Source organism: Paenibacillus bovis (assembly GCF_001421015.2).
GTDB lineage: Bacteria > Bacillota > Bacilli > Paenibacillales > Paenibacillaceae > Saccharibacillus > Saccharibacillus bovis.
In genome coordinates, this window is sequence record NZ_CP013023.1 from 4,035,489 (window position 1) to 4,055,536 (window position 20,048).

22 protein-coding genes are annotated in these 20,048 nt (G+C 45.6%); 8 read left to right on the plus strand and 14 right to left on the minus strand.

Going from position 1 to position 20,048, the window contains the following annotated elements:
• Positions 1 to 122: 122 nt before the first annotated feature.
• On the plus strand, positions 123 to 851 hold the full coding sequence (locus tag AR543_RS17185) for a Crp/Fnr family transcriptional regulator (protein WP_060535650.1): 729 nt from the start codon (positions 123 to 125) through the stop codon (positions 849 to 851).
• Positions 852 to 997: 146 nt separating this feature from the next.
• Here AR543_RS17185 and AR543_RS17190 read toward each other — a convergent pair whose 3' ends face one another.
• The 7 genes from AR543_RS17190 to AR543_RS17220 form a co-directional block, all read right to left on the minus strand.
• Entirely contained in the window at positions 998 to 1,315 is a 318-nt protein-coding gene (locus AR543_RS17190; RefSeq protein ID WP_060535651.1) for a winged helix-turn-helix transcriptional regulator, read from the minus strand.
• 144 nt (positions 1,316 to 1,459) lie between these two features.
• The gene (locus AR543_RS17195) at positions 1,460 to 2,158 is read right to left on the minus strand and encodes a uracil-DNA glycosylase (protein ID WP_064505686.1); all 699 of its coding nucleotides are present in this window, start codon (positions 2,156 to 2,158) and stop codon (positions 1,460 to 1,462) included.
• 285 nt (positions 2,159 to 2,443) lie between these two features.
• Positions 2,444 to 3,175 (minus strand): ThuA domain-containing protein, encoded by a 732-nt coding sequence (locus AR543_RS17200; RefSeq protein ID WP_060535652.1) that lies wholly within the window; start codon positions 3,173 to 3,175, stop codon positions 2,444 to 2,446.
• Between the two features lie 21 nt (positions 3,176 to 3,196).
• Positions 3,197 to 4,165 carry a sugar phosphate isomerase/epimerase family protein gene (locus tag AR543_RS17205; protein WP_017815305.1) on the minus strand — a complete coding sequence of 323 codons (969 nt, stop codon included), beginning with the start codon at positions 4,163 to 4,165 and terminating at the stop codon, positions 3,197 to 3,199.
• A 179-nt stretch (positions 4,166 to 4,344) separates the two neighbouring features.
• Positions 4,345 to 5,433: a Gfo/Idh/MocA family protein gene (locus tag AR543_RS17210; RefSeq protein WP_060535653.1), complete on the minus strand. Its 1,089-nt coding sequence runs from the start codon at positions 5,431 to 5,433 to the stop codon at positions 4,345 to 4,347.
• Positions 5,426 to 6,193 (minus strand): sugar phosphate isomerase/epimerase family protein, encoded by a 768-nt coding sequence (locus tag AR543_RS17215; protein WP_060535654.1) that lies wholly within the window; start codon positions 6,191 to 6,193, stop codon positions 5,426 to 5,428. Before AR543_RS17215 ends, AR543_RS17210 begins: the two co-directional genes overlap by 8 nt.
• A gap of 126 nt (positions 6,194 to 6,319) precedes the next feature.
• Positions 6,320 to 7,402: a Gfo/Idh/MocA family protein gene (locus tag AR543_RS17220; RefSeq protein ID WP_060535655.1), complete on the minus strand. Its 1,083-nt coding sequence runs from the start codon at positions 7,400 to 7,402 to the stop codon at positions 6,320 to 6,322.
• 218 nt (positions 7,403 to 7,620) lie between these two features.
• Between AR543_RS17220 and AR543_RS17225 the strand changes: the two genes are divergently transcribed.
• Entirely contained in the window at positions 7,621 to 8,445 is an 825-nt protein-coding gene (locus AR543_RS17225) for a helix-turn-helix transcriptional regulator (protein ID WP_060535656.1), read from the plus strand.
• A gap of 119 nt (positions 8,446 to 8,564) precedes the next feature.
• On the opposite strand, the gene AR543_RS17230 is transcribed toward AR543_RS17225, so the two are convergent.
• From AR543_RS17230 to AR543_RS17245, 4 genes are all read right to left on the minus strand, one after another.
• On the minus strand, positions 8,565 to 8,828 hold the full coding sequence (locus tag AR543_RS17230; RefSeq protein ID WP_060535657.1) for an AbrB/MazE/SpoVT family DNA-binding domain-containing protein: 264 nt from the start codon (positions 8,826 to 8,828) through the stop codon (positions 8,565 to 8,567).
• 413 nt (positions 8,829 to 9,241) lie between these two features.
• The gene (locus AR543_RS17235) at positions 9,242 to 9,595 is read right to left on the minus strand and encodes a hypothetical protein (protein ID WP_082472264.1); all 354 of its coding nucleotides are present in this window, start codon (positions 9,593 to 9,595) and stop codon (positions 9,242 to 9,244) included.
• Positions 9,596 to 9,667: 72 nt separating this feature from the next.
• On the minus strand, positions 9,668 to 10,621 hold the full coding sequence (locus tag AR543_RS17240; protein ID WP_060535658.1) for a Gfo/Idh/MocA family protein: 954 nt from the start codon (positions 10,619 to 10,621) through the stop codon (positions 9,668 to 9,670).
• Between the two features lie 317 nt (positions 10,622 to 10,938).
• On the minus strand, positions 10,939 to 11,631 hold the full coding sequence (locus AR543_RS17245; protein WP_060535659.1) for a TerC family protein: 693 nt from the start codon (positions 11,629 to 11,631) through the stop codon (positions 10,939 to 10,941).
• 490 nt (positions 11,632 to 12,121) lie between these two features.
• Between AR543_RS17245 and msrA the strand changes: the two genes are divergently transcribed.
• Together msrA and AR543_RS17255 are read left to right on the plus strand one after the other, a co-directional pair.
• The gene (msrA, locus tag AR543_RS17250) at positions 12,122 to 13,081 is read left to right on the plus strand and encodes a peptide-methionine (S)-S-oxide reductase MsrA (protein WP_060535660.1); all 960 of its coding nucleotides are present in this window, start codon (positions 12,122 to 12,124) and stop codon (positions 13,079 to 13,081) included.
• A gap of 430 nt (positions 13,082 to 13,511) precedes the next feature.
• The gene (locus AR543_RS17255; RefSeq protein WP_060535661.1) at positions 13,512 to 13,697 is read left to right on the plus strand and encodes a DUF2188 domain-containing protein; all 186 of its coding nucleotides are present in this window, start codon (positions 13,512 to 13,514) and stop codon (positions 13,695 to 13,697) included.
• A gap of 149 nt (positions 13,698 to 13,846) precedes the next feature.
• On the opposite strand, the gene AR543_RS17260 is transcribed toward AR543_RS17255, so the two are convergent.
• Positions 13,847 to 14,500 carry an SDR family oxidoreductase gene (locus AR543_RS17260; RefSeq protein ID WP_060535662.1) on the minus strand — a complete coding sequence of 218 codons (654 nt, stop codon included), beginning with the start codon at positions 14,498 to 14,500 and terminating at the stop codon, positions 13,847 to 13,849.
• Positions 14,501 to 14,593: 93 nt separating this feature from the next.
• Entirely contained in the window at positions 14,594 to 14,953 is a 360-nt protein-coding gene (locus AR543_RS17265) for a transcriptional activator HxlR (RefSeq protein WP_060535663.1), read from the minus strand.
• A gap of 381 nt (positions 14,954 to 15,334) precedes the next feature.
• On the opposite strand from AR543_RS17265, the gene hxlA reads away from it, so the two are divergent.
• From hxlA to AR543_RS17280, 3 genes are all read left to right on the plus strand, one after another.
• Positions 15,335 to 15,967 (plus strand): 3-hexulose-6-phosphate synthase, encoded by a 633-nt coding sequence (gene hxlA, locus AR543_RS17270; protein ID WP_017815318.1) that lies wholly within the window; start codon positions 15,335 to 15,337, stop codon positions 15,965 to 15,967.
• Positions 15,968 to 15,971: 4 nt separating this feature from the next.
• A complete protein-coding gene (gene hxlB / locus AR543_RS17275; protein WP_060535664.1) occupies positions 15,972 to 16,544 on the plus strand; it encodes a 6-phospho-3-hexuloisomerase in 573 nt (190 codons plus the stop codon).
• A 342-nt stretch (positions 16,545 to 16,886) separates the two neighbouring features.
• On the plus strand, positions 16,887 to 17,906 hold the full coding sequence (locus AR543_RS17280; RefSeq protein WP_060535665.1) for an LLM class flavin-dependent oxidoreductase: 1,020 nt from the start codon (positions 16,887 to 16,889) through the stop codon (positions 17,904 to 17,906).
• Between the two features lie 263 nt (positions 17,907 to 18,169).
• Here AR543_RS17280 and AR543_RS17285 read toward each other — a convergent pair whose 3' ends face one another.
• Entirely contained in the window at positions 18,170 to 18,721 is a 552-nt protein-coding gene (locus AR543_RS17285) for an RNA 2'-phosphotransferase (protein ID WP_060535666.1), read from the minus strand.
• 101 nt (positions 18,722 to 18,822) lie between these two features.
• Here AR543_RS17285 and AR543_RS17290 point away from each other — a divergent pair, with 101 nt between their 5' ends.
• Positions 18,823 to 20,028 carry an MFS transporter gene (locus AR543_RS17290; protein ID WP_060535667.1) on the plus strand — a complete coding sequence of 402 codons (1,206 nt, stop codon included), beginning with the start codon at positions 18,823 to 18,825 and terminating at the stop codon, positions 20,026 to 20,028.
• Positions 20,029 to 20,048: the final 20 nt, after the last annotated feature.

Sequence of the window (20,048 nt, forward strand, 5' to 3'; positions counted from 1 at the left end):
ACTATTAAATGTATGAATTTAACACAATATGCATTCAATTTGAATTTAGTAAATTTTTCCTTAAAACATGATGCAATCCGATTATTTTCGCGTATAATTGGGAGATGAAGGGGAGGACGAACATGAATAAATCTGCAGAAATTATGAGTACGAATGTCGAAGGAAACACCTCGTGTTTTTCGGAGATGAATATGGAACGTATGCTGGCCTATGCGACAGAGCGCAGCATCCCTTCCGGATCGCATCTATTTTGGGAAGGTGATCTGTCCGACAAACTCTATTTTATCAAAAGTGGACGGGTTAAACTGACCAAATCAACCGATGAAGGTAAAGAACTTATTCTATATATGTATCAGTCTGGTGATATGATCGGACAGGCTGATCCGTTCTCCGGTACACGGCTCGGATTTACGGCAGAGACTCTCGAAGATACAGAAGTTGCGGTTATCGAGCATAAAGACCTGGAGATGATTATCTGCCAGCACTGTGACTTTGCTATCGACTTTATGAAATGGATGGGTACGCATCATCGCCTTACCCAGACCAAAGTGCGCGACCTTATGCTCTATGGCAAACCAGGGGCGCTCTGCTCGACGCTGATTCGTCTCAGCAATACGTACGGTGAAGATTATAATGAAGACGGATCGATCCTGATTAACAAAAAGATTACCCATACGGATCTATCCAATATGATCGGAGCTACACGCGAAAGCGTCAACCGTATGCTGAGTGATCTGCGCAAAAAAGAAGTGATTGAATACGAGCATGGCATGATCATTATTCATGATCTGGAAGCTCTCCAAGAGGTATGCCACTGCGAGCTGTGCCCACGAGAAATCTGCCGAATCTGATTACGCCGACTTCTCTCCCCGGCGTTGCCCGATTGCGCGATTAACTTTATAACTGATATGCAAAAAAAGCTTTCCGCTGATAAATACCAAGCGGAAAGCTTTTTAATTGAGACAGCGAATGCCGGCCCGGATTGACATGCACTGGATTAATCTACCCACTGCTCTGCCCAATTCTGAATTTGATCCATAACCGGTTGAAGTGCCCGGCCTTTGTCGGTCAGTTCATACTCGATTCGTACCGGAGTCTCCGGATACACCTGGCGAGTCAGAATACCGCTTCCCTCCAGATCCTTCATTCGCTCCGAAAGCATTTTATCGCTCATCATCGGAATAAGGTTCGAGATATCCTTAAAACGTTTTGGTCCGCTCATCAGAGACTGAATAATCAGACCATTCCATCTTTTTCCGAGAAAAGAAAAAGCGGTCTCAAAACGAGGGCATAATCCCAATTGATGCTGTTCCATGTCTTTTCACCTCTTCATCCGTCCATAGCACAATAATGGGTTGTCGTAAGCTTTGTATATATAAAATGGATGTAAGCTTACAATTAGTTAGCACATATATTTTAACACATTTTACCTAATAAGAAAACGAAAACATTATGATCATTACTTGTGTTCCACTATCTGCGACTTTTGACCAATCAGTTCTCGCAGCTGCTTGAGATCATCAGCAATAACATCGGTCAATGATCTATTATACAGCACTGCTGCAGGATGATACATAGGGAAAATGCAATATTCTTGATCGGACCAATAATATCCTTTCTCCGGATAATCTCTGTCTACCTGCTGAATCTTGCTGTAAATAGGCTGTCCATGTACAGCAGTAATAGTATATCCGTCTCCAAGCAGCCGCTGCAGACCAATATTACCCAGTGTAATCAGAATCTCCGGCTGTACAATAGCAATTTCCTGATCCAGAATCGGAGCAAATGCTAACACCTCTGCCCGGGTCGGTGTGCGGTTGGAACGACTGAGACGATCGGGATTTCCTTTGACTGGCTTGTCTTTATACGGACGGCTGCGCACCGAGCTGGTGATGTATAGATCATCTCTTGTGATCTCCAAAGCTTCGAGATATCCATCCAGCACTTTACCTGCCTGACCGGAAAAAGGTCTTCCATTCTGCACCTCGGTGGCGCCGGGTGCTTCGCCTACCATCATCAGCCTGCCAGGCCATCTGCCGAATCCTGTCAGGAATCCCTCCAATCTCAGATCCTTGACTCTCTCCATACAGGCATGAACCAATTCCGGAGACAGCGGTGCAGGTCCGATATGCGTGTCTGACTCATTGTAGTTAAACATATCCATACCCCATTTTCCGGATAATTTGTATACATATTTTATTTACCCAATTTTCTGTATTTTGCCCATATAAAAAGTACGCCCGCCAGTTTTCTGCGGACGTACTCTGTTTATTGCTATGCTTTGAATTCCAACATACAAGCAAGGCTTACCGGCAATCGTGTATATAACGGGATTCAAACAACAAGGTTGCTGGAGTATGATTAGTTATCTTCGTTTAACCGAAGAACGTATTCAGCCTGTCTCCTATGCTGAAAATGCTCTGGTTGTGTGATTATTGAATGCTTATACCAGTACTTTACCGCCGATAGCACGTTTTGGCTCAGTCCGTCCAAATGCAGGACGGGCATTTTCTGCTGGTTGTGCCCAGCGTACTGCGTTGGAGATGATATGCATGATATCCTGGTTGTAATACGTAGGATACGTTTCATGGCCTGGGCGGAAGTAAAAGATTTTACCATGACCGCGACGGTAGGTACAGCCGCTGCGGAATACTTCGCCACCTTCAAAGTTGCTCAGATATACCAGTTCATCGGGAGCCGGTACATCGAAGAACTCGCCATACATTTCTTCTTTATCCAGTGTGATGGATGGATTAACACCTTGCGAGATCGGATGATTCGGGTTAACACACCACAGGATTTCCTGTTCGTCTGCGACACGCCATTTCAGATCGCAGCTGGTACCCATCAATTGCTTGAACGGTTTGGAGAAGTGTCCGGAGTGAAGCACGATCAATCCCATGCCTTCCTGAACACGTCTTACAACAGCTTCAGCAATATCATCATCAACGAGGTCGTGTGCAGTGTGTCCCCACCACAGCATAACATCGGTAGAGTTCAGAACGGATTCTGTCAGACCATGCTCATCCTGATCCAGTGTTGCTGTGCGGCAGGCGAACCCTTCTTTGGTCAATCCGTCTGCAAGTACTTTGTGAATTCCATCCGGGTATACAGCTTTGACGTCGTCGCGGATTTGCTCATGTACAAACTCATTCCAGACTGTTACGTTAATCATACTATTATTGCCTCCCTGTTGTTAGACCCACCACATCTCGCCAAGTTCTTCTTCGATCATTACCTGCTGCAAGTTATGGACGGCTTTAGTGAAACCCTCATTTACGGACATCAGTCCGTCTTCATGCTCTATACTAACGACATAGTCATATCCAACTAATCTCAGTGCACTGACGATATCAGCCCACGTTTTTACATCGTGACCATAACCCACGGTACGGAACTGCCATGCACGATCTTGCATCTCAGCGTAGGAGTGCATGTCCGTTACACCGTTCATATTCATATTATCGGTATCTGTAAGCGTATCTTTAGCATGAAAGTGATGAATTGCGCCATTTTTCCCCAAAATTTTTATTGCGGCTACCGGATCAATGCCTTGCCACCACATATGGCTCGGATCCAGGTTGGCTCCAATCACTTCCCCAGCGGCTTCACGCAGACGCAGAAGCGTACCTGGTGTATGAACAGAGAATCCGCCATGCAGTTCCAGACCGACTTTGACATTGTGCTGTTCAGCGAACTTGCCTGTCTCGGTCCAATAAGGAATAATCTTCTCATTCCACTGCCAGTCCAGCAGTTCACGATAATCATTCGGCCATGGAGCTACAGGCCAGTTCGGATATTTGGCATCGTCACTCTCACCTGGACATCCGGAAAACGTATTAACTACCGGTACTTCCAGCTTCTCAGCCAGCTGTACGGATTTGATGAAAGAGTCGTGTGCTTCTTTGGCAATCGCTTTTTGCGGATGAAGCGGATTATCATGACAGCTCAGTGCGCTGATGATCAGACCGCGTGAATCAATCGCCTGCTTGAATGCTTTGAGCTTGCCATTATCGGCCAGCAGCTCATCGGTGTTGCAGTGTACGTTACCCGGGTTGCCACCGGTACCGATTTCGACTGCTTTTACACCTTTTGCAGCTACATAGTCCAGCGCCTCCTCGAAGCCCATATTGTTGAGCAATACCATAAATACGCCTAATTTCATTCGTTCATCCTCCTGGTTCAACTGTTTTTAGTGGTAAGGTGAATACCATGCAATATCTGCTGCCGCGAAGATTCTATATCTATTAATACGTAAAGTAAAGGTGAAAAGTTTGCATTTTAAGGAATTTTTTAAATAAAATTTACCTTAAATGGATACAAATTCTATATGAATGACTATACTCAGGATTCCAGATAAACGGCTTTACCGGTACGAGCCGATTCATAGATCGCTTCAAGAATCTGCGTCACGACCAGTGCCTGCTCCGGTTTTACCAGAGGCTCTTTATCTTCCACGATCGCTTCGAGCCACATTCTCGCTTCACGATCTGCTTCATTCTCGGAACCGCCGGAATAAAAAGCTACTCCGCCGGATCCCATATCAATTTTGCTGTCATACAGCCGGCTGTTTTTCTCGCCGTTGATATGTAGTCCATCTGTCATATCGGCTCCGCCTTCTGTACCGCACAATATGCTTTGTGCTTCGGCAAAGTTGCGTAGATTGATGGCCCAGCTCGATTCCAGGGAAATGACCGCTCCATTTTCCATGGTAATAAAACCAAACGCCGAATCTTCTACCTTGAACTGTTCCGGATCCCAAGGACCAAAAGCATTAGCGGCATTTTGACGGGAGCCCAGCTTATGGAATGTAGTTCCCATTACACTTTTCGGTTTGTAATTGTCCATTAACCAAAGGGTCATATCCAGTGCATGAGTGCCGATATCGATCAATGGTCCGCCGCCCTGTTTTTCTTCATCCAGAAATACTCCCCATGTAGGGACTGCACGGCGGCGCAGTGCAAGTGCTTTGCCGTAATAGACATCTCCCAGATCACCCTGCTCTACCATTTGCTTCAGATACAGAGTATCGTCACGAAAACGATTCTGGTAGGCAATCGACAATTTTTTGCCTGTACGCTGTGCAGCTTCTACCATCGTGCGGGCTTCTGCAGTCGATTTGGCCATCGGTTTTTCGCACATCACATGCTTGCCGGATTCCAGGGCATCCACTGTAATCACCGCATGAGAGTCATTGGGTGTACAGACGTGAATCACATCGATACTCCCGTCTTCCAGAAGCTGCTTGTAATCGGTATATACTTTGGCATTGTCGCTGCCATACTGCTGGGCTGCTTCAGAAGCGCGTTCTTCCACAATGTCACAGAAGGCAACCAATCGTGCAAGCGGCTGCTTGGACAGACTCGGCAGATGCTTGTTCTGGGCAATCCCTCCGCAGCCAATAATACCGATATTCAGTACCTGATCAGACATTAACGACGCCTCCCTTGGCGCCATAGCTTTTCACCCAGTTCATGCTTTGTTCGATACTTTGCATAGGAGCCTGGAGGCTATTATCCTGCTCGACTACGATCCACTCGGCTCCGGCTTTGTCTGCCGCATCGCCAATACGTGCTACAGGTGCTTCGCCTTCGCCAAGTTCCATCATCTGGATACCATCATCGGTATGCTTGAAATCTTTCCAGTGTACAATCGGCAAGCGACCTGCATACTTATCGATATATTCCACGGCATCATAACCGCTGTACTCTACCCATGCACTATCCAGCTCTACCTGAATCAGGTCGGCAGGGATTTCTTCGTACAAAGCATCCAGTACAGTACGTTCGCCGATTTTTTCAGTAAATTCAAAATCATGGTTGTGATACAGCAATACCACATCATTCTGATTGCAAGTTTCACCGAGTTTGCGCAGGTTTTCGAAAATTTCCGGCCAATTGCCGCGCTGCTCTTCGGTCAGATAAGGCACGATGATATAACGATTACCAATCGCTTTGTTAAAATCGATCAGGGACTGTGCATCTTCCAGCAGATCTGCGTACGGCGTATGTGCACCAACTACTTCCAGGTTATGCTTGTCCAGCAGGGTTTTGACCTGTTCTGCTGTTCTGCCGTAATATCCGGCAAACTCTACGCCCTGATATCCCAGAGCTGCTACTTTTTCAATCGTTCCTTCAAAATCGCGTTCCAGGTCTTCACGTACTGTGTATAATTGCAATCCGACTTTTAACATAGCTTCAATCACTCCTGTAGGGTAGTTTGTAATCATAAATTACAGCTATTGATGTGATATCTGGTTGTCGTTACAAATCGTATTCCTAAATTTAGGCCTGGCAGTCAACAAATGTGCTGCAGCAGCTTACTGATCACTGCTGCCCTGGCGATAGCCTGCACGACTCTGAATAATGACATGTTTGCCTTCGAGCGATGAACGCTGGAAAGCATGCATCACTTCGAGTACATGATAAGCAAGTTCGCCACTGGCACGATGCGGTCGATTCTCCTGAATCGCCTGCACCATTTCGTTGACCCCTTTGCCGCGATCATTATTGACCGGTTCAAATACCGGCGGCAACGTCTCATATTCATCCGAACCGGCCCGTCTCAGACGAACATCTCCATCAAAAAAGTTGGGGTCCGGAATATCCAGTGTTCCCGCTGTGCCATAGATTTCCATACGTGGCAGCTGCGATCCTCCCGGAATATCAAAGCTCGTTACCATCGTGGCAATCGCACCATTCTCAAAATCAACGGTTCCGGCCAGATGTGTAGGCGTCTGTACACGAATTGGTGTACCCGCTTTGGGACCGCTGTGTATTACACGATCCGGCATCTGGATTCCGGCAGAAGAGCTAACTCTTGTCATCGAACCAAGCAGGCTTGCGAGCGCTGTCAAATAATAAGGACCCATGTCGAACATGGGTCCGCCACCCGGGGCATAAAAGAACTCGGGATCGGGATGCCATGATTCAGGACCTGCTCCCATCATAAATGCGGAGGCTGCAATCGGACGCCCGATTAGGCCGCTCTCAATCGCATGACGTGCAGTCTCAATACCGGCTCCAAGAAAAGTATCCGGTGCACTGCCTACCCGCTTGCCTGCTTCCTTGGCTTTCTCCAGCGTACGCCGTCCATCGTCCAGCGATACGGCGAATGGCTTCTCGGCATATACATGCTTGCCTGCAGCCAGGGCTGCCTGATTTACGCTCGCATGTGCAGCAGGAATCGTCAGATTAATAATCAATTCGATCTCTTCCTGCTTCATCAGTTCTTCTGGAGTGAAGACGTTTACAATACCAAATTCTTCAGCCCGTTCTTTGGCTTTTTCAATCACCATGTCAGCGCATGCCACAATTTCGACAACCGGACTGGATTTGAGATTTTTGAGATAAATAGCGCTTATGTTACCGCATCCGACTAATCCGGCTTTCATTCGCTTCACAGGTAATCCTCCTCTGTTTTGCGCAATGTATGATAACCCCTTATGTATACCTGGACTTATCCATACCATTGTCCGTTTGTGTATTACATCGAAAAGATGGTGTTTTTAAGCTTGTAACCATAGTATTACTAAACCGCATCAATTAAAATGAATAATATGATCGAAACATGAACTATTTGGTCAAAATTTAAATTTGTTGCTGAAATGAGGATCATTTAATGGATGTAGATAGAAAAGAATGTAAAGTATTCACAGCCGGATATTCCTTCCACCGGAAACCTTTTCATATGCACGAACCTCAGGGAATACAGAACTATTTGTTCCGCTTTCAGACCGAAGGCGGCTGCCAGTTGCGGCAGAATGGTCAGCTGGTCAATGTGGAGGTAGGGGATCTTCATATCTATGCGCCTGATCAGCCCTATGAGCTGCGAATCGATTACACACCCGCTTCTACCGGCAAATCTATCGTAGAAAGTGGCGATTATCATATCTTTTTCGGTGGGGAATGGGCGGACGAATGGTGGCATCAGCGCAAGCGTCCAGCTCGCGTCAAGATTCCGCTGACGGATAATATTATGGATCTGATGCGCCAGATTTCAATGGAAAAACGGCGTATGGATAATCCTTATCCAGAGATCCTTTCTCATTATATGAAAATACTTTGCTTGTCTGTAGATCGCTATTTATCAGAGCAGCCTACCGGTGGGCCCAAAACTTATCTGGCATACCAGATCAAAAATTATATCGAAGAAAACGCCTCTTCTACCTTTAAATTAGAGGATATTGCGCTGCATATCGGCATCAGTGTATCGAGAGCGGTTCATCTGTTCAAGGAAGCTTTTGATACGACTATCATGCAGTACGCGCTTGAAGTAAGGCTGAATATGGCGCAGGAGCGTATCATGTTTAGTCCGATGCCACTGGAGGAAGTCGCAGAATCGTCAGGATTCGCCAACTATACTTATTTTCACCGGGTATTCCGTTCCAAATTCGGAATGTCCCCCAAAGAATTCCGCATTTCCAAACGCGAGCATATTACGTAATAGTCTTACTATTTGCTCATATGTATATAATCCCAAACAAAAAGGGCTGCACATAGCAGCCCTTTTTATTATAGATGACATATATGCTATCCGATACAAATGTATGGATTCTTTTGGACTCAGTTCTTTTTGGAAGCGTGCAGTTCGGTCAGCTCGCTGATAATACTACGGCTGATCAATTTTCCTTTAAAATAAACAAGATCTTCGGTTTCTCCTGTGAAGATGCAGGAAGGCTCATATTTTCTCAAAATGATGCGATCACTGTCTACAAAAATCTCCAGTCCATCTTTTACATCAATATTCATAATGCGGCGAAGTTCAATCGGAATAACTACTCTTCCCAATTCATCCACTTTTCTTACAATGCCGGTAGCTTTCATCATCGTGTTTCTCCTCCAATGTCAACATTCTACATTTATCTACAATTTTTTTATTCGTAATATTTATCATTAAACCATATCCCCAATCAGTTGCCAAGTTGTTATTCGCAATTATATATAATTTTTTAAATAATAAATTTTTAAATAAATTTATATCGATGTCTTAGCATGGTAAAAACTGAATAAATAATGTCTAAATGTATGTATTTCCGAAGTTTATTGTTGCTATACTGAAGTTGATAGACGAAAAAACCGGCGGCCGTATTCACCATGTGAATCGACTCGCCGGAGTTGTGCTGATTTTGTACATATTTAATTCGCAAATACTAAGGATTCATGTGTTATATCCTTTTTGTCGAAAGAAAACAGTATCATTTTCATTTAATAGTGGCTGCTGGATAACGACCTAAAAAAGTCTACTCTTCACCCTGTCTTCTACGAGCAGCTTCCTGATCTTCTAGGGCCTCGCTAATTACAAAAGCCAAATCTTCGTTACCGTATACGGATAATACACCAAACAGCGTATCATTTGGAATATCGCCTGCTTCTTCTTTGGGTACAGTCAGCCGAATACCCTGTTCCAGACGTTGATTATCCACTTGATCCGGATATGCACGCTGGTATAGATCTTTGGCATCAAATCCATTATTTACACACCACTGGGTAAATACAAGAATCATCATATCTTCATCTTGACGATAACTCTCCAACACCTGCTCTTCACGCTTCTTCATTTGCTCTTCCCGTGTCATAAATTCATAATCATCCATTGAAGTACCTCCTTTTCTTAAAAATGTGTACATAATAATAATTTAGCTTATCCAGTCTTCCTAACTTGAATATTATAATCCGGCTGTCAACTGCTCGGCCAGCATATGTGTCTTCAGCACCCGATCTGCCCGAATACTGCAATTCTCCGGAGTCTGAAGATGATTCAGGAAATGATCTACTGCACCTGCAAAACCGCGCCGCTGCAATATGGTATCCCAGCTGCCAAAACCTCCGGATTGCGGCAATTGACCTTTTTCATATAGATAAAGGCTCTCCATATTGATCACTTCTGCCGAGCGTCCACTGCCATGCAGCGATAATTTCTCCAAATCACTTCCGGCGCTGCGTGCCATACTGTAACTGGCATAACGCTGACTGCCAAGAGAGAGCATACCGGAGGCATGCAGCATTGCGCCATTTTCCTGCTGACGCAGCTGATTCGATACCAATTGATAATCATCGTTACCCAGCCACAGCAGCAGATCCAGCATATGAATCAAATCGTCATATACTGTCTCACGTGCAGCAGAGTTCTGTACAGAGGTACGATGCTTGACAGCTTCACACAGCTCCCAATCTCCTGCTTCGGCCAGCCAGGATTTTGCTTGGTTATAAAGTGGAGCAAACCTGCGATTGAAGCCGACTGCCAGCAGCAGTCCGCGTTCCTCTGCAAAAGCTGCCATTCGGCGTGATTCCTCTATCGAATAGGACAAAGGCTTATCCACATAGACAGGTAGTCCCTGCTGCAGACACTTGGTAACAATATCGTAGTGTGTAGGTGTCGGACTATGTACGAATACTGCATCCACATCCCAACCTGCGATATCCTCCGGCTGGATGCTTCCTTTGGCCAGACGGTAGGTCTCCATCGTCTGGTGCACAGTAGCTTCCGAGCGGCTTAATACACCGACCAGTTCAACCTGTGGATGATTGGACAAGAGCGGCAGATACACCTTTTGCGCTATTCCACCAATTCCGATCAGCGCCACTCGTTGACGACGTCCTGCTTGGCTTTCACTTGTCATCAGGGTTCATTCTCCTTCCATCTGAAATGATGCATTCATATTGATATGTATGCTACGGAATCTTCTCTTCTATATATAAACATAATATGCAGGATGCGTGCCAGTGTCTGCTGTTTAGTATACTAACCAGCAAGCAAATAAAATCGCATAGCAAAAGCCGCTGAATCGTAACAGGACCTTTCCGATTCTATGCGCCATACCGAAATGTACGGTGTCTGGGCAATCAATCATCAAAATCAATATCATCAGATCAGCGGCTCTTGCTTCATCAACTCTTGATTATAAATTGTAACCAGATCAAAAACAGCAAATTCTACTTACAAAGCAATTTCTTTGGCTGCTTTGGCGTCAGCATTCTTTTTCTTGACGCGCAGGCCGATCAAGACTACCAGCACAATAACAACCAGTTCAAATCCGTATTTGATAAAGCCATTTTCAAAATACGCCTTAATGAGCGGTTCTTCGATAATCATCTTGGCTGCTGTCCAGGCCAAAATAGCAGACCCGAGCGCAATAATCCACGGAAAACGCTCAATCAGTTTGAGAATCAAAGTACTGCACCAGACCATAATCGGAATAGAGATTGCCAGCCCTACCACTACCAGCGGAAAGTCTCCATGTGCCGCACCGGCAACCGCCAGTACATTGTCGAGTCCCATCATCGCATCCGCAATAATAATCGTACGGATCGCTGCCCACATCTGACTGCTGGCCGAGATATTATCTTCTTCTTTTTCTTCAACCAGCAGCTTGTAGGCGATATATACGAGTGCCAGACCACCGATCAGACGCAAGCCGGTAATATGCAGCAAATATACGACCAGCAGTGTAGCAATGGCTCGTATAACAAACGCTCCGACTGTTCCCCAGATAATTACTTTTTTCTGATTTTCCTTTGGAATATTACGGGCAGCCATACCGATAACAATTGCATTGTCACCAGCCAGTACCAGGTCAATCAAAACGATCGACGCTAGGGCTATCCAGAATTCCACAGTAAATAACTCCATACATGTAATCCCCTTTTGCTTTCGGCTTTAGCCGGAATTAGAGTCAGAAGACAGATTCCAGACATCAAAAAACGCCACCACCGTAATTGGGTGATGGCGATGCAGGCATCAAAAAAGACCTCACCCAATTACATAATTAGGCAAAGGTCTCGCTAACAGCATTATAATCTGCTGCCAATAAAGCCGGGGACTTAATCCCGTAATGACGGCTTTATCGTAGGAAGCTACTCCCCTTTGGAAACTATCTCAGAACAATAACATGATTATACAACAATGTCATCATATTGGCTATAACGATATTGTCTATATCTGTTATGCCATACTATTAATTTTAAACATTTTGATTTAAAGTAAGTGATTTTTGGTTTTATTATAGTAAATGGTTTATAATTATAATTGTATAAAATTTTATTGAACCATTCACAAAATAGATTTTATACAGCAAACCATCTTCTTTTACCTATCTCTCAAGAATGGAGTGAAACATATAATGAGTGAATCCCATTACGAAAAAGCAACCTTTGCCGGTGGATGTTTCTGGTGCATGGTAACCCCGTTTGAGGAACTGCCAGGTATTATCAGTATTCGTTCCGGTTACACAGGTGGACATACCGAGAACCCGACCTACGAAGAGGTCTGCAAAGAAACTACCGGTCATGCGGAAGCCGTACAGATCGTGTTTGATCCGGCTATTTTCCCGTATGAGAAACTGCTGGAACTGTTCTGGCAGCAAATCGACCCGACCGATGCAGGCGGACAATTCTATGACCGCGGTTCTTCGTACCGTACCGGCATTTTCTATCATAACGAGCATCAGCGCGAACTGGCTGAAGCATCAAAGCAGGAGCTGGAGGCTAGCGGCCGCTTTGACAAGCCGATCGTAACCGAAATTACACCGGCCCAGACTTTTTACGAAGCCGAGACCTATCATCAGGATTATCATAAAAAGAATACCGGTCATTACAAACGCTATCGCAAAGGTTCTGGACGCGATGCTTTTATCGAGCAGCACTGGTCCAACCAGATCGATAAATCCGATCTCAAAAACCGCTTGAGCGAAATGCAGTACAAGGTTACCCAGCAAAATGGTACCGAACCTGCTTTTCATAATGAATTCTGGGATCATCATGGTGATGGTATCTACGTGGATATCGTATCGGGTGAGCCGCTGTTCAGCTCAACGGATAAATATGATTCCGGTTGCGGCTGGCCGAGCTTTACCCGTCCGATCCGGGAGTATCATGTAAAAGAAAATATGGATGTCAGCCACTTTATGGTCCGTACCGAAGTACGCAGCCGCGAAGCCGATTCCCATCTGGGTCATGTTTTCGATGACGGTCCGGGTCCGAACGGATTACGGTACTGCATCAACTCTGCAGCTCTGCGCTTTGTACCGAGAGAAAAGCTGGAAGAAGAAGGCTATGGCGAGTATAACGTGCTGTTCCAGTAATACTTTTGAAGATGTACAATGCGCCATACATTGTCATTGATACGATGAGGTATCGTGGTTTACAGTAATATAACGAAAGCCTTGTAATATCGGGTTAGTTGCATAACAACGGTCCAAGACCATCAAATGCAACTACAGGAACCTTTCCTTGCCCTCAGGCAGGAAAGGTTCTTTTTTTGATGTGAATGCTTGAAGCAGGTTTATTGTATCTGTGTACCGCCAGCTGTAGGTTTTGTGGACTGCGACTTTTCCCGAATGAATATCCTTCTGACTGCGGCGACTGCGAATACTCTGTATCAAGGCGAACAACGGTATGCGTTTCGCTGCTTGGTCTGTAAGGGTACATGGTATACATAGAGCTGTGAAAGGGTATCCGCAGATACTCTACAATAGCTGCCCGATCCCAATATTTATCAAAGGAGCGATACTTATGCCATGGACCAAAAATGACTACCCTACTTCCATGAAAAATCTGGATGAACGCGTACGCGAAAAAGCTGTCGAGATTGCCAATGCTTTGCTGGATGAAGGGTATGATGAAGGACGTGCTATTGCAATCGGTACCTCCAAAGCCGAAGAATGGGATGCCAATCATCCTGAAGGAAAAGATAAATAAAAGAGCAAATAGCCAAAAACCCGGGTGCTCCAGGCATCCGGGTTTTTGCTATTTTTTCTGTATACCTTACTGTATATCTTATCTTGTATGAGGAAGCCTCTACGATATTGTGCAAGAAGCATCTATACATACTCGACTATATTCGGCAATTAGTTGGACAGGGATTGTACGGCCTCAGCAATAGATTGCTTGCCTGAAATAACATCATAGCCTTTACGGTACGTATGCTGCTGATCCAGCACATATACGATAACCTCAGCCACATCTTCACGCGGAATGCTGCCGCCTTCGCTGAGCTGCTCCCCTATTTCAATCTGTCCGGTACCCTCATCATTTAGCAGACCTCCCGGACGAATAATCGTATAATCGAGAGTGCTCGCTTCCAGCATACGATCCGCATAATGTTTGGCTACATAGTATGGCTTGATAGAGTCCGACCACTTGCTGCGGTTATAGGCAAACATAGCACTGATCAATACAAAGCGCTTAATACCGAATTGCTCGGCTGCTTCCATACTTTTCACTGCGCCATCCAGATCAATCAGCAATGTTTTGTCGTCTCCGGTACTGCCACCCGAACCGGCAGCAAATACAACAGCATCTGCTCCCTGAATCACCTGGGCCAATTCATCTACAGTACCTTCCAGATTGCCAATCGCTGTTTTGGCACCCATTTGTTCAAATGCTGTTGCCTGCTCCGGCTTGCGGATCACTGCAGTCACCTGATGTTCACCGGTATTAACCAGCTTTTGTGTTAATATTTTGCCGATCTGTCCATTAGCTCCGATAATTGCAATATTCATTGTTATGTCCTCCTTGTTCATCTGGCTCTCTGTATCTATAACCGTAAACAAGGGGTTCTTACACTTTTATTTGCAAATTTGCACAGACCGCATTTAATTCCAGGATGCCGGCTTGATCTCTACCGGCTCGATTTCAGCCACTTCCATATAGTTTTTGCCCCAGTTATACATTGCATCAAGAATTGGCATCAGACTCTCTCCAACCTCGGTCAGCGAATATTCCACTTTGGGCGGTACGACCGGATATACTTCACGATGAACGATCAAATCTTCTTCTAACTCGCGCAGCTGACTGACCAGCATACGCTGTGTAATACCGGGAATCAGCGATTTTAACTCGCCAAAACGTTTGGTTCCTGTTTTGCCAAGATGCCATAGAATCAGCATTTTCCATTTGCCGCCGATCACCGACAGTGTTAATTCTTTTTCACAGTTAAATATACGCTCACGCATTTATTCATTCCTCCATTATATATTCCTTATTAAAATTCCCATATTGTCTACTGTATATTTTCCAACTATGAGCTTTCGTTGCTGCCTTACCCGTGCCTACCTTCTATAGGTGTATAACAATGCGATCAGTGGGTAAGATAAGCTTGTGTATAATGATATCGGCATGATTTTGCTCCCATAGTATACTTTTAGACACTATGTAAAAAAAAAGTGCGTACTTACAAAAGTCATGTATTTTACTTTATACTAGCACTACAGCGAACGCAACATATACAGACAGAAAATCACAACCGTGTACTCTGCATGTAATTCCTATTGTTCGCATCGTACTACTATACCAATTCATGCCCATATGGCATCTTACAGGAGGAATTTGATCTTATGGAACTTCAACTCGCTCTGGATCTTGTAAATATCCCGGAAGGTATCGCACTTGTTAAAGAAGTGGAGCCTTTTATCGATATCGTGGAAATCGGTACACCTATTGTTATTAACGAAGGCCTGCATGCCGTTAAAGCCATGAAAGAAGCTTTCCCTAATCTGAAAGTACTGGCTGACCTGAAAATTATGGATGCCGGTGGTTATGAAATCATGAAAGCATCCGAAGCTGGTGCAGATATTATCACTGTACTGGGTGCAAGTAACGATCTGACAATCAAAGGTTGTGTAGACGAAGCCAAAAAACAGGGTCGTAAAGTACTGGTTGATATGATCAACGTTAAAGATATCGCTAGCCGTGCCAAAGAACTGGACGAGCTGGGCGTAGACTATATCTGCGTACACACTGGCTATGACGGTCAAGCTGCCGGTCAGAATCCTTTCGAAGATCTGGCAACAATCAAAAGCGTAGTTAAAACAGCAAAAACAGCAGTAGCTGGCGGTATTAAACTGGCAACGATGCCAGAAGTAATCAAAGCCAACCCTGATCTGGTTATCGTTGGCGGCGGCATCACCAGCCAAGACGACAAAGCGGCAGCAGCTTCCCAGATCCGCGAACTGATCGCTCAGGCGTAAGTAGATGAGTACACTGACTGGCATTTCCGGACATTTTGAACGGATTATTCAGGAACTGCAGGGTACACTGGCAGCGATTCCGGCCGATCAGGTAGAACAGCTGACCGAGCAGATTCTGAATGCACGCAAAATATTCACTGCAGGTGCCGGACGATCAGGCTTGATGGCCAAAGCGCTAGCGATGCGTCTGATGCAGCTGGGACTCGATGCTTATGTAGTAGGCGAGACAGTAACTCCGCGGGCTGGTAAAGGAGATCTTCTGATTATTGCTTCCGGTTCGGGTGAAACCCAGGGACTTCATATTATGGCCCAAAAAGCCGGCAAAGAAAATGTACAGCTCGCTGCTGTTACCATTTTTCCGGATTCTTCAATCGGCAAACTGGCGGATTGGGTCGTACAGGTTCCCGGTTCTCCCAAAGATCCGGCGGATCAGGGAAGTTATGAAACAGTACAGCCGATGGGTTCCCTGTTTGAGCAAACGGTACTGCTGTTGTTCGATGCCATTATGCTGCGTCTGATGGAAAAACGCGGCGGCGATTCGGCAGCGATGTTTACCAATCATGCTAATCTGGAATAGCCTGTCGGTATGATCAATCTCATGACCGTACTTTGTTTAAGAATATAAAACCAGAAATCCAGTTCTCCTATTCAACAGGAGGCTGGATTTTTTGGTCATTAATACATAGTGCAGAACAATATTCATAATCTCGTTCTATGAAAAGAATAAGGATACACTTTGTATTTTTCATATAAATGAACTATACTATTAGTTACGCTATTAAAGTAACATAGTATTAAAAAGTTACGAAATATCAGATCAGATAAACTTACGACCTTCTTGCACCTTTGCTGCTTTTTGCTTTTTGGCAGAGTTTTCATCTTAGCAGCACGGCCCAAATACAAATCGAGGTGAACATTCATGTTGAAATTAGGCGTGCTTGACCAGTCTCATATTAATGAAGGACATAATGCTACCAATGCATTGTCCAATACACTCCAGCTTGCTCAGGCTGCAGATGAACTAGGGTATTCCCGCTTTTGGATGTCCGAGCACCATGCTTCTCCCAGTCTGGCTCATTCCAGTCCCGAAATCATGATCTCTCATGTAGCATCCCAGACCAAGCGTATCCGCGTCGGCTCCGGTGGCATCATGCTGCCTCATTACAGTGCCTATAAGGTCGCCGAGAATTTCCGGCTGCTCGAAGCGCTCTATCCCAACCGGATCGATCTGGGTGTAGGACGTGCACCAGGTGGAATGCCGCTTGCCACACGTGCGCTGCAGGAAGGCAAATTCCCTTCTATGCACAGTGCTGACCGCTACCCACAGCAGATTGTCGATCTGATCGGCTATCTGAATGACGCTACACCATCCGATCATCGGTTTGCCGGATTGATTGCCGAACCGAGCATTTCTACGACTCCCGAGCTGTGGCTGCTTGGCTCAAGCGGCGGTACAGCAGAACTGGCGGCGATGACTGGCGCTTCCTATGCATTTGCCCAGTTTTTTGGTACAGCTGGCGGTGAAGAAGCAGTAGCCCACTACAAGGAGAACTTCCAGCCGTCCGTTATGGCTTCTGCACCCAAGTCACTAGCGGCAATTACGGTCTCTTGCGCAGAGACCGAAGAAGAAGCCGAGTATCATATGCGCAGTAATGATCTCTACTTCCTGATGCTGCGCGAGAATCGTCCTATGCCGTATCTGCCTTCTGCCAAAACGGCAGCAGAATATCCGTATACAAGCACTGAAAAAGCACATATCGAAGATACCCGCCGCTTCCGTGTAGTCGGTACACCCGATCAGGTTCGCGAGAAACTGCTGCGTTTTGCTGCTGATTATCAAACAGATGAGCTGCTGATCGTGTCGGCGATTCATGATAATGAAGCACGTATTCGTTCCTATCGACTGCTGGCTGAAGCTTTTCAATTAGGTCAACATTAATCCAGCCATCGCTTTTCTGATTGAGAATTGATACTGTCGACAAAGCAAAACCCAACCAAAAAGCAGTCGCTGATTTGTGCAGCGCTGCTTTTTTGGTTGGGTTCACCTATTTCAGAATCCTTTATGTTACAGAAGTCGGTGGGCAAAGATTAATTTTATACAATCGTCCCATGCTGCTAGACAATCCATATAAGCTTGTACAACCATTGGATGGGTATAGGCTTGATCACTGGCGCGCTTCCTGATGGAAATGGATTCATGGTCTATGACGATACTTTACTGATGCATTGTGCAGGTATCCGGTCACACAGCCAGACACCATGACCAGCATTGTAAAATAAAATATCTTCGGCTCCCTCTGCTGTTGTATTGATTTTCAGCAATACCAGCTTTCCTTTTCGTTTGCCAGCCAACTCGGCAAAATCGGTCTTTTCGGATAAATGTACATATCTTCTGCCCATTGGACGAAGTCCTTCCTGTTCAATCACTGCCCAGGCTTGTACCGACGTACCATGATACAGCATTTCAGGTGGCTGGGAAGGTTCATAATGAATAGCCGGACGGCTATGCCCATATCGTGCACGAATCCGGTTATCTATAATCTCAAAGCGCTGCTTATCCGAACGTGCTACCACATAACGGATATGCTCCTCGGTGACAAAGCTCCATTTACGCTCTTGGCCAATCACCTGTACGAGTTCACTGATCGGACAGGCGGCATCTTCATCCAATACAATGCCATACTGTTCGGGCGAGTGTCGCAGAATCAGGCTAATCCATTTGCTGAGCTGTTTTTCCTGCTGTTGTTCCAACATTCATCTTGCTCCTTTCCCGTCGAATCATGTTCATTTACAATTTGAAATGTTAGTATGAATATATCATACATATAGATATTTTTTGAAATAGGAGAGAAATCATGCAAAATACAGTATCACCGCAACAAACGGCTCCACAAAATGACCGCTTCCCTGCTGCATTGTTCTGTCTGACAGCCGGTGCTTTTGCGATTGGGATGACCGAATTTGTTATTATGGGACTGCTGCCCAATGTAGCCAATGATCTGGGCGTAACGATCCCGCAGGCCGGGCAGCTGATTACCGGTTATGCGCTTGGTGTAGCCGTAGGCGCTCCCATCCTCACTATTGCGACCAATCGTATCGCCCAGAAGCAGCTGCTTTGTCTGCTAATGGCTATTTTTATTATCGGTAATCTGGTAGCTGCTCTTGCACCCAGTTACGGCCTGCTAATGGGCTCCAGACTGGTGACAGCGCTGGCTCATGGTACATTTCTCGGTACAGGCTCATTAATCGCTGCCCGCCTGGTACGACCAGACAAACGCGCTGGAGCGGTATCTATGGTACTCGCCGGGCTTACCATTGCCAATATTATTGGCGTTCCTTTTGGTACACTGATCGGACAGCATTTGGGCTGGCGTGCTTCTTTTGGCGCAATTACGGTGATGGGCGTTATCTCGCTGTTAGGAATTATATTCCTTATTCCGCGTATCGAACAAGCAGCACAGCCAAGCCTGTCCAAAGAAGTGCGCAGTCTGCTGCAGCCACAGGTGCTGCTGATTCTGCTGACTGGTGCTTTTGGCTGCTGCAGTATGTTTACAGTATTTACGTACATTACACCGATGCTAACAGATGTATCCGGCTTCCAGGAAAGCAGTGTCACCTGGATTCTGGTTATGTACGGGATCGGAGTAACGCTGGGCAATATTGTCGGCGGCAGACTCGCTGACTGGAAACTGATGCCTTCCATTATTACCATTTTTGCTATTCTGTCCTTGATGCTGATCATTCTGTCAGGTGTGCTGCATATGCCGTGGCTGGCTCTTGTATTCATCTTTTTGTGGGGTGCGGCTGCTTTTGGCATTATGCCGGGGATACAGCTGCGCATTATGAATCTGGCTCATGAAGCTCCACGGCTCGCAGCGACCTCCAGCCATTCTGCTCTCAATCTGGGTAATGCAACCGGAGCTTTCCTAGGTGGTGTGGTGATTACCCATGCAGGACTGGTCTATGTGCCGCTGGTTGGCGGTTTGATTGCTGCTGTCGGAATGTGCGGAGCAATACTCAGTTACTATATGGTAGAAAAAAAGAAAAGACATTCGGCCTGAGCCGGATGTCTTTTGCTTAT